The sequence below is a fragment of the Bradyrhizobium sp. GW821-FHT13H06 genome (genome assembly GCF_058803975.1).
In genome coordinates this window covers 167288-175000 of record NZ_JBXAPN010000013.1, presented here as the reverse complement: position 1 = coordinate 175000, position 7713 = coordinate 167288, and the positions used below count along the sequence as shown (strand labels likewise).

Sequence of the window (7713 nt, the reverse complement as noted above, 5' to 3'; positions counted from 1 at the left end):
TCGAGAAGCGCGAGATCAGCGTACCCGCTCCGATTGGTCAAACAGAGCTACCACCAGGCTCCCACCGAGTTGTGATCATTCAGCCATGATCTGCCGCTAGCAGGGATGCGCGGAGTTCATGCGTAGTTCATTTCGTGGCCCCTAGTTTTCGGCCGCCAAAACCAGCCATCCCCTTCAGGAGGAGACCCACATGCCAGCATTGCTTCGTCCCGCCCTCACCGCGCTGAGCGTTGCGTGCCTTCTGTCTGCGGCTTCGTTCGCCTCCTCCGGCGCTGCTTTCGCGCAGGCCAAGCAGCAGGCAGCGCCCACTCAGCCGACCGCGCCGGCGCAGCAGCAGGCGCCTGCGTTGAAGCAGATCGCGCTGACCGACAAGCAGCTCGACGGCGTGCTCGCTGCGCAGAAGGACATGGACGCGATCACGGAGAAGCTTCCGGAGAACACCGCGCCCGACCAGAAGGTGATCGCGCAACTCGAAGAGGTCGCCAAGAAGCATGGCTTTGCCAGCTATGACGACTACAATAACGTCGTGGACAATATCAGCCTCGTGATCGGCGGCTTCGATCCCGCGACCAAGAAGTATGTCGGACCCGAAGCCGTCATCAAGGCGCAGATCGCAGAGATCCAGGCCGACAAGAAGATGCCGGCCAAAGACAAGAAAGAAGCCCTCGACGAGCTCAACGAGGCGCTGAAGACGCCGGCCCCGCCAATCGAGAACAAGGGCAACATCGATCTCGTCGGCAAGTACTACGACAAGCTGGTCGCTGCGCTCGGTGACGAGGACAATTGATCACGGAATGCCGTCATGTCCCGGCTTAACCAGGCCGGCGATGATATCCGCACTCAACACAAAAGCCCCGGAGACATCTCCGGGGCTTTCGTCGTTTCGTCGCTTGCAGTGCGATGCGGCTACGTCCTTGTCCGCATCCGCATCATGAATGTGTCGAAGCTGAGCTCGGCCACCTGCATCCAGGCGAGCGACTCGCTGCGGAAGGCGGTGAGGCTCGCATACATCTTGGCGAAATGCGGGTTGCTCTTGGCGAGATCGGCGTAGATCTCGTTGGCTGCACCGTAGCAGGCTTCGAGCACCTCCTGCGGGAAGGGCTTGAGGATGGCGCCGGCAGCGAGCAGCCGCTTGAGGGCGGGTGGATTGACCGAGTCGTACTTGCCGGTCACCCAAGTGAAGGTATCGAGCGATGCCGTCGAGATCGCCGCCTGATAGTGTTTCGGCAGCGCGTTCCATTTCTCCAGATTCATGATGTTGTGGCCTTGTCCGGTGCCTTCCCACCAGCCCGGATAGTAATAGTACTTCGCCACCTTCACGAAGCCGAGCTTCTCGTCGTCATAGGGCCCGACCCACTCCGCCGCGTCGATCGTCCCCTTCTCCAGCGCCGGATAGATGTCGCCCGCCGCGATCTGCTGCGGCACGCCACCGAGCTTCGAGACGATGGTGCCGGCGAAGCCGCCGACGCGGAATTTCAGGCCCTTGAGATCATCGACGGTCTTGATCTCCTTGCGAAACCAGCCGCCCATCTGCGCGCCGGTCGAGCCTGTGGGAACGCCAATGGCATTGTGCTCCTTCAAGAGACCGTTGAGCATGTCCTGACCGCCGTTCCACAACAGCCAGGAGATGTGCTGGCGCGTGTTGAGACCGAACGGCAGCGACGTGCCGAAGGTGAACGCAGGGTTCTTGCCCCAATAATAATAGAGCGCAGTGTTGCCCATCTCGACGGTGCCGTTCGAGACCGCGTCGAGCACCTGCAGGCCCGGCACGATCTCACCGGCAGCAAAGGGCTGGATCTGAAAGCGGTTGTCGGTGATCTCGGCGACGCGTTTGCAGAAATATTCGCAGCCGCCATAGAGCGTGTCGAGTGACTTCGGCCAGCTCGCCGCCAGCCGCCATTTCACCTCGGGCATCGACTGCGCGACAGCCGGCGAAGCAACGGCACTTGCGGCCAGGCCCAATCCGCCTGCCGTCAGGAATTTACGACGTTCCATGCGTTTCCCTCCTGTGTTGTCGAGTCCTCGACGAGGGATCGCGGTCTTGGCGCCGCTTTCGTCTTCGCCGGTGGCCGACGTTTCCTTATTGTCCGAAATTCAGTATTCCCGGATCGCAGTCAGCATGACCAAAGGGGAACCGCAAATCAAGCGCACTTTGGTTGAGGCGCCGGCAGACCGGTCAATGCTGCGCTGCGAACGCGGCTTCCATGGCCTTGCGCGTTTTCACCGTTTCGTTGCCCGGGTCGAATTCGACATCGCTCCAGCGCACCACCGCGCCATGGGCGACGTCATGTTTCAGCTTCACGCGATGTGCTAGTCCGATGGGCAGGACGCCGGTCCTCAGGCTCGCGGCCGCCGGTACCAGCCTGCCCCACACCGTATAGCCCCCCTCGCCGTCGAGCATCTCGCCGGCGCGCAGATTGCGTTTGGCCACCGCTGCGACGTCGCCGCGGAAGCCGATGGCCTGCCCGGTCGGTTCGCCCCGCAGCGCGGCCGACAGCACCGAGACGTTCAGCTCGAGCCCGATCAGATGATAGGGCTTGTACATCGCGGCGAAGCGTCCGCTGGCGTCGGTCTTCAGGCCATATTGCCTGAAGCAGTCGGCGGCATAATCGTTCGGCGCCTCCAGCACGACATAGACGCCCCAACGCAGATCGCGAAATACCGGCCGGCCATCGCGCTCGAGCGAGGAGACGACCTCGACGACACCGGACCGCTCCAGCACGCCGCCGCGCGAGCGCGGTCGCATGATGTGCGGCAGGTCGTCGACGCCGCAGGGCGGAAACAGCAGGCCGTCCGCAGGCACGTCGAGGCCGCAGGCGTTCGCAATCGCGGCCATCTCGATCGCCGATTTGGTGCCGTCGAGAAAGGAGTTGAACATCTGCGGATTCATGCCGGCCGATTGCGCCTCGCCCGCAGTCAGGCCGTAATGCTGCCAGACGCCGTCGGGCGTCACGTCGTGATAGGCCGGCAGATATTTCGTGCCTTTGCCGGCAGCGACGACGCGGAAGCCGGTGGCCCGCGCCCAATCCACCATCTCCGCGGTCAGCGCCGGCTGGTCGCCATAGGCGAGCGAATAGACCACGCCGGCCTTGCGAGCTTCCTCGGCGAGCAGGGGGCCTGCCAGAACATCGGCCTCGACATTCACCATCACGATATGCTTGCCGGCCGCGATCGCGGCGCGCGCGTGCTTGATGCCGACCGCAGGATTGCCGGTCGCCTCCACCACCACGTCGATCGCGCCGCCGGCAATGGCGCGCGCGCCGTCGTCGGTGAACATGGTTGCGGCGATCCGCTCGGCGCTCCAGCCGACGGTGCGGCAGGCCTCACGCGCGCAGTCACGGTCGATGTCGACGATGATGGGCACCTCCAGCCCAGGCGTGTGCGGCACCTGCGCCAAAAACATCGAGCCGAATTTGCCAGCGCCGATCAGCGCGACTCGGACCGGCTTGCCGGCGGACGCGCGGGCCTGGAGGAGGCGGAAGAGGTTCATGGGGAATGTCCAGTATGACTATCGTGTCCCGGACGCGGTGCAGCGTGTAACGCTGCTCCGCAGAGCCGGGACCCAGAGAAAAACCATCGGTGGGTATGGGCCCCGGCTCAGCAGCGCATCACTGATGTGCTGCGCTGCGTCCGGGGCACGAGAGCATCCTACTCCGCCGCCTGCCGCGGTGCACGGGCTAGCCGCAGCAGTGCGTTGTCGTCCACCGGCTTGATCGGCGTGAAGTCGCGATGCGCGATGTAGTCCGGCCGGGTCGGTGTGCGGATGTAGTTCGAGACCGCGTTCAGCGTCAGGTACACGATCTTGCGCGGGTAGGGCGTGATGTTGCCGGCAGATCCATGCACGAGATTGCCGTGGAACATCAGCATGCCCCCGGGCTTGCCGGTCGGTGCGACTATGCCGCCCTGCTTGACGAGGCGCGTGACGGTGTCCTCGTCCAGCGTCCACAACGGATAGGATGTGGTGGCGAGGTCGTGTGAAGCTTCGAGATCCCCAGCGTTCTGGCTGCGCGGCACCAGCATCAGGGGGCCGTTGATTGGCATCACCTCGTCGAGGAAGATCGCGATGTTCATCGCACGCGGCTCCGGCATGCCGTCGTCGCGCTTCCAGGTGCCATAGTCCTGGTGCCACTGCCAGACGTCGCCCGTGAAGGCCGATTTCGCGTTGATCTTGAACTGATGCATGTAGACTGGTTCGCCGAACACCTGCTCGACCGGCTCGATCATGCGCGGATGCGCGCCGAGGAGTCCGAAGGCCTCGTTGTAGAGGTGTGCGGCAAAGGCCGTGCGCGGCGCGCCGCTCTTCTCGCGCCAGACCTCCGGCCGGTTGGCGTCGTAGATGCCGACCGCCTCGCGCGCGAGCAGATCGACCTCCTCCCGGCTGAACAACTCGGGCAAAAACAGCCAGCCCTCGCGCTGGAAGAACTCCAGTTGCTCCTGAGACAGTTTCATGGGTCGTCCTCCTGTTTTGATTTGTTCTCTTTCTCGTCATGGCCGGGCTTGACCCGGTCATCCACGTCTTTGCGGCTCGTCAAGAAACGTGGATGCCCGGCACAAGGCCGGGCATGACGGCGCCAGCCGCTACGCCGCCGCCTCGTTGGTCGCCCTCAACCTCTCCTCGGTCATCCGTCCCGCGGTTTGCGCATGCGCGAGCGCGGCGCGTTCGGCCGCGCTCGCATCGCCTGCGAGAATGTGCCCGGCGATGCCGGCGTGCTCGGCCCAGGCGCTGCCGCGATAGTCGAGCTCCGACAGCACCGTCGCCATCGAGCGGCGCATATGCGGCCATTGCGGCGCGATCGTCTCCTCGATCACGGGATTGCCGGCGAGCTGATAGATCGCGCGGTGGAAGTCGACATCGAGCGCGATGAGCTCGGCCAGCGTCGTGTTGCGGTCGATGCGGCCTCCGGCGGCCAGCGCCGCTTCCAACCGCGCGCGGCCGGCCGCGTCGTGTCCCGCGCGTATCGCAGCTAACCGGGCCGCCAGCGCATCGATCGCGCCGCGCACCTCGTAGAGCTGGCGGATGCGCGCAGGATCGAGCTGGGTGACCTCGAAGCCGCGCTTGCCGCTCTCGGCGACGAGACCCTGCCGGTGCAGCAGATGCAGCGCGTGCGACACCGGCTGGCGCGACACGCCGAGCTTGTCGGCGAGTTCGTTCTGGCGGATGCGCTGGCCGGGCTCGAGCGTGCGGTCGGAGATCGCCTCCAGGATGCGCGCATAGACCTGGTCGATCAGGTTCGGGAGCGGGTCGAGGGGGATCACGCCGGCAGCTCCGAAATAGGAATACGGAATTCCGAGTTCGATGCTACGTTCTCCCGGGGCAGGCCGTCAAGCGGTATCGGAGGGTGGTGCAATGCCCTCGCGTGGCATCGGCTAAGTCATTGATATCGCTAGCTCCGCCTACTGTGCATGGGGTTGTTTTCGCGATATTGCGTTCCGGCCTCAGCCCTCCAGCACCTCCACCTCCAGCGCGGCGATCCGCTCCGCATCAGCCAAGGCCTCGATCCCGGCAATGCGGTCATTCTTGAATGTCACGCGCACCGCGATGCGCAGCTGCCCACCGAGGATGACGGCCACGCCGATCTCGCCGTCGACCAACGCCGTCCGCGCCGCCTGGGCACGGCCCTTGTAGAGCTGCGCGACCGCATCCGCGCCGCGGATCTCAACCAGCGTGCCGAGCCGTACCGCGGCCTCGTCAGCGCGGAAGACGACGTCGGGATCGAGCACGGCCAGCAACCCCTCGAAATTGCCCTCGCGCGACGCCTTGAGGAAGGCATCGACGATGGTGCGCTGACGCGACAGGTCCGTCTCGGGGACCGGCGCCCCCTGCACGCGCCGCCGCGCCCGGCTGGCGAGTTGCCGCGATGCCTCGACCGAGCGGCCGACGATCGGCGCGATCTCCTCGAAGGGCACCGCAAACATGTCGTGCAGCACGAAGGCGAGCCGCTCAGCAGGCTGCAGCGTTTCCAGCACGACGAGCAGCGCCGCGCCGACGGAGTCGGCCATCTCAGCCTCGCGCAGCGGCGTCTCGTCGACCGGCTCCGGCACATGCGGGCCCATCGGTTCTTCCTTGCGCGATTTGCGCGCGCGCAGCATGTCGAGGCAGATGCGCGCGACCACGGTGGTCAGCCAGCCGCGCAAATTCGCGATATCGGACATGTCGTAGCGGCTGACCCGCAGCCAGGCCTCCTGCACGGCATCGTCGACCTCGGCGCGGGAGCCCAGCATCCGGTAGGCGATCGCGCGCAAATGGTCCCTGCTGGCCTCGAACTGTTCAGTGAGAAAATTTTGTTCGGTCATCGGTCACATTCCCTCGTCGCGATCCGTCATGCCCATGACGAAGCCAATCCGGCCGTTGTGACCGGAACCTTCGAAATTCGAGCGATGGAGACGAAAAAGATGCACGCCCGCATGAATCACCCCGTCATAGTCCTCCCCGAGGCCATGAATGTCCTTCAGTCCCTCGGCAAGCTGGCCAAGCAGGGCCTGCCGGAAAAGCTTCTGGAACTGGTGCACCTGCGCGCCAGCCAGATCAACGGTTGCAGCGTCTGTGTCGACATGCATCCCAAGATCGCCCGCAAGCTGGGTGAGACCGACGAGCGCCTGTTCGCCGTGTCCGCCTGGCGCGATGCGCCCTATTTCACCGAGGCGGAGCGCGCCGCGTTGGCGTTGACCGAGGCCGTCACCCGTCTCGCCGATCGCGAGGATCCGGTGCCGGATGCGGTCTGGAGCGAGGCCGACAAGCATTTCGACGAACGCGAGCTCGCGACGCTGATCCTGTCGATCGCGACCATCAATGTCTGGAACCGGCTGAACGCAGCGATCAAGATGCCGGTGGGCGTGTGGAAAGCGTGAGGTCTTGTTCTTCGCCTCTCCCCGCTTGCGGGAGAGGCGAACAGCACTGCTACTCCGCCAAGAACCGGTTCACCACCTCGCCGAACTCCAGTGGCGCCTGCTCGAACATCCAATGGCCGGCGTTCGGAATCACCGCCGTCTCAGCTCCCGCGATGTGCGCGGCCAGCACGCGCCACAACACCGAGAGGCTTCCTGTCGTCGCGCCGCCGCCGATCAGCAGCGTCGGCGTCCTGATCGCCTGCGCGTCGTTGAGCGTGTAGGGCCGGCGCTGCTCGTTGATCTGGCCGAGGAAGGTGAGCGCGTTGTCGCGCAGTTGCTGCTTGGCCGCAGCAGGCACGCGCCGCCAGGAGCCGTCGCCCTCGATGCCTTCGTAGAAATTCTGCAGCGCGCCCTCGATATCGCCGGCGCGGATCATCTCGACCGATCGCACGGTGCGGGCCGCCAGCGGCGGATGCGCGGGCGTGCCTTCCGGCACCGGCAGGGATGCGTCGAGATCGCCGCCGGGCTCGGCGAGCACCAGCTTGCGCAACAGATCAGGCCTCGCCTGCGCGACGCGAAAGGCGATATGCCCGCCGCGCGAATGACCCATGAGATCGACCGGCGCAGGCTCAACCTGCTCGATGAAAGCGATCACGTCGGCAACATGCTGCGCCATCCTGTAGTCGTCACCGACCGCATCCCAATGCTCGGGGAAGAAATGCCGCAGGCTCACCGAGATCACGCGATGATTCTTCGACAGCGGGCCGAGCACCGAATACCAGGTACGGAAATCCCCGAGCGTGCCATGCACGCAGACCAGCGGATGGCCGCTTCCGACTTCCAGATAGGCCATGTCGTAGCCGTTGACGCGAATTGTCTGCATGG

General features: G+C 65.0%; 8 protein-coding genes. 2 read left to right on the top strand and 6 right to left on the bottom strand.

What is annotated here, in order from left to right; all coding sequences use genetic code 11:
• Positions 1-190: 190 nt before the first annotated feature.
• Positions 191-787 carry a hypothetical protein gene (locus tag AC1RQP_RS35840; protein ID WP_239620719.1) on the top strand — a complete coding sequence of 199 codons (597 nt, stop codon included), beginning with the start codon at positions 191-193 and terminating at the stop codon, positions 785-787.
• 119 nt (positions 788-906) lie between these two features.
• Here the strand turns inward: AC1RQP_RS35840 and AC1RQP_RS35835 are convergent, their stop codons facing one another.
• The 5 genes from AC1RQP_RS35835 to AC1RQP_RS35815 all read right to left on the bottom strand — a co-directional run bounded on the left by AC1RQP_RS35835 (position 907) and on the right by AC1RQP_RS35815 (position 6294).
• Entirely contained in the window at positions 907-1995 is a 1089-nt protein-coding gene (locus AC1RQP_RS35835) for a TRAP transporter substrate-binding protein (protein WP_492942026.1), read from the bottom strand.
• 181 nt (positions 1996-2176) lie between these two features.
• On the bottom strand, positions 2177-3490 hold the full coding sequence (locus AC1RQP_RS35830) for an NAD(P)H-dependent oxidoreductase (RefSeq protein WP_492942024.1): 1314 nt from the start codon (positions 3488-3490) through the stop codon (positions 2177-2179).
• Positions 3491-3648: 158 nt separating this feature from the next.
• Entirely contained in the window at positions 3649-4449 is an 801-nt protein-coding gene (locus AC1RQP_RS35825; RefSeq protein ID WP_492942022.1) for a phytanoyl-CoA dioxygenase family protein, read from the bottom strand.
• Between the two features lie 129 nt (positions 4450-4578).
• Complete coding sequence (locus AC1RQP_RS35820; RefSeq protein ID WP_492942021.1) at positions 4579-5256, bottom strand: GntR family transcriptional regulator; 678 nt, start codon at positions 5254-5256, stop codon at positions 4579-4581.
• 180 nt (positions 5257-5436) lie between these two features.
• Positions 5437-6294, bottom strand: a complete 858-nt coding sequence (locus tag AC1RQP_RS35815) for a sigma-70 family RNA polymerase sigma factor (RefSeq protein WP_492942019.1) — start codon at positions 6292-6294, stop codon at positions 5437-5439.
• Between the two features lie 99 nt (positions 6295-6393).
• On the opposite strand from AC1RQP_RS35815, the gene AC1RQP_RS35810 reads away from it, so the two are divergent.
• Positions 6394-6849, top strand: a complete 456-nt coding sequence (locus tag AC1RQP_RS35810) for a carboxymuconolactone decarboxylase family protein (protein ID WP_239620739.1) — start codon at positions 6394-6396, stop codon at positions 6847-6849.
• A 49-nt stretch (positions 6850-6898) separates the two neighbouring features.
• Here AC1RQP_RS35810 and AC1RQP_RS35805 read toward each other — a convergent pair whose 3' ends face one another.
• Positions 6899-7711, bottom strand: a complete 813-nt coding sequence (locus tag AC1RQP_RS35805; RefSeq protein ID WP_492942017.1) for an alpha/beta fold hydrolase — start codon at positions 7709-7711, stop codon at positions 6899-6901.
• Positions 7712-7713: the final 2 nt, after the last annotated feature.

Excerpts from the sequence above, each read along its gene's own strand:
- AC1RQP_RS35805 (WP_492942017.1), bottom strand. The coding sequence starts at position 7,711 with ATGCAGACAATTCGCGTCAACGGCTACGACATGGCCTATCTGGAAGTC.
- AC1RQP_RS35825 (WP_492942022.1), bottom strand. The coding sequence starts at position 4,449 with ATGAAACTGTCTCAGGAGCAACTGGAGTTCTTCCAGCGCGAGGGCTGG.
- AC1RQP_RS35815 (WP_492942019.1), bottom strand. The coding sequence starts at position 6,294 with ATGACCGAACAAAATTTTCTCACTGAACAGTTCGAGGCCAGCAGGGAC.
- AC1RQP_RS35835 (WP_492942026.1), bottom strand. The coding sequence starts at position 1,995 with ATGGAACGTCGTAAATTCCTGACGGCAGGCGGATTGGGCCTGGCCGCA.
- AC1RQP_RS35840 (WP_239620719.1), top strand. The coding sequence starts at position 191 with ATGCCAGCATTGCTTCGTCCCGCCCTCACCGCGCTGAGCGTTGCGTGC.
- AC1RQP_RS35830 (WP_492942024.1), bottom strand. The coding sequence starts at position 3,490 with ATGAACCTCTTCCGCCTCCTCCAGGCCCGCGCGTCCGCCGGCAAGCCG.
- AC1RQP_RS35810 (WP_239620739.1), top strand. The coding sequence starts at position 6,394 with ATGCACGCCCGCATGAATCACCCCGTCATAGTCCTCCCCGAGGCCATG.